Here is a 1598-nt window from a genome sequence, read left to right as displayed (position 1 = left end):
ATTTATTAGATGTTTTAGATAATGAAACAATAGCAATAAAAACAGGACTTTCTGTAGAGGAAGTTAATAGGTTGAGGAGTTAAAAGTAGCCATGGGGATGCCATGGCTACTTTAATATCGAGTCTATAAATAAATTTGTGTAAAACTTCAAATTTTTAATCAAGAAAAGTGATGATTTTTATTTATCTAAGACTAGATTTATTTAATAAATCTAGTCTTGTTTTTTTATTTTCAGATTCATAATTGCATTCTTCTTTATTTTTAAATATCTTTTTTAATTGATAGATAGAAATAATAACTAAAGTAATTCCTAAAATATCAAACCATAAAGGCTGAAATTGTGATGTATCAGATACAATAGTATAATTAGGAATTTCTATTTGCAATAAATTAATAAATATAAAATTTATTAAATTATTAATTGAATGAGCAAATATACAAGGAATAATTGATTTAGTTTTTATATATATCCATCCGTATACTAATCCTCCAATAGATGCTGTTATAAATTGTTGAGGGTTCATGTGATATGCTCCAAACAATAGAGCTGAAACAATAAGTGCTTTTTTTTCAGAATAATTACTAAGATATCCTTTTAAAATAATTCCTCTAAATATAAATTCTTCAAATATAGGATAAAATAAAACTATTGATAAGAAAAATTCTACAGAAGGTAATTTGCCAAATACTAATTGTTTTTCAGCGATAGAAAGAAGTTCTTCATTTGAAGAGATATTTCCTAAAAAATTAATCAATTCACTTCTGATAATACTTATTCCAAGTACTAATGAAATTATCCATATAAATAAAGTGAAAGAAAATATTTTTATTGAAAATAAATCTTTAAATTTAAAATTTTTTTTATTACTCAAATATTTTATTAGAATTACTAATGAAATTAATCTTATAAAAAAATTTAAATAGTAAGTTTCAGCTGTACTTTTAATACTAAAATGAGTTTTGTAAGGAACGAGTGATGTAAGTATAGACAGTGAACCTAAAATAATAAAAGGAAATATGTATTGATAAGTAAAAAGCATTAATATTGATTGAAAAATAGTAGGATATGTTTTTTTTATTTGTTTCATAAAAGGCACTCCTTTTTATAAGTATGATATAATTAAAATATATTTTGGAATTTGTTTTCTATAAAAATATAAATAAGAGTATGTAGATTAAATATGAGTGCTTTGATTTAGAGCACTCATGTTTAATTAATTGTCATATCTATATTTTCCTTTGCTATTATCTCTTTTATTATAATTTACATTGTTACTTACGTTATCGTGGATTTTAAGGGTTCCGACTGGAGTACTAACTGTAATGTCTAAATCTCCATTTTTATCTTTTTTCCATGAGAAACCAAGAGAAACCAAGACCGCCTCCTTCACTTGTGTCAAATTTAATACTATCTTTTTTGCGTCCGCCATTAACTTCCATCATTTCATTCATATTCATTTCCTTCATTATAATTTCCTCCTCACAATTAATTTAATAATTTCTCCGTCGCGACAAGATTATTAAAACAAATTTAATTCATAAAATCAACATATATGTCATGAATTGTTAATATAACGCCATGGATTGTAAAAAAGTAT

The 1598-nt window shown here is 23.8% G+C and carries 2 protein-coding genes; both read right to left on the bottom strand.

All coding sequences use genetic code 11. The features are described 5' to 3' along the window. Positions 1-182: 182 nt before the first annotated feature. Positions 183-1088: a CPBP family intramembrane glutamic endopeptidase gene (locus BUA77_RS13200; RefSeq protein ID WP_072891054.1), complete on the bottom strand. Its 906-nt coding sequence runs from the start codon at positions 1086-1088 to the stop codon at positions 183-185. A gap of 253 nt (positions 1089-1341) precedes the next feature. Continuing rightward, positions 1342-1467 carry a bacteriocin gene (locus BUA77_RS13630; protein ID WP_159429005.1) on the bottom strand — a complete coding sequence of 42 codons (126 nt, stop codon included), beginning with the start codon at positions 1465-1467 and terminating at the stop codon, positions 1342-1344. Positions 1468-1598 lie beyond the last annotated feature (131 nt).

It is taken from the genome of Tepidibacter formicigenes DSM 15518 (genome assembly GCF_900142235.1).
Taxonomy (GTDB): Bacteria; Bacillota; Clostridia; order Peptostreptococcales; family Peptostreptococcaceae; genus Tepidibacter; species Tepidibacter formicigenes.
The sequence above is the reverse complement of the archived record's forward strand: the minus strand, read 5'-3'. Positions and strand labels throughout refer to the sequence as shown.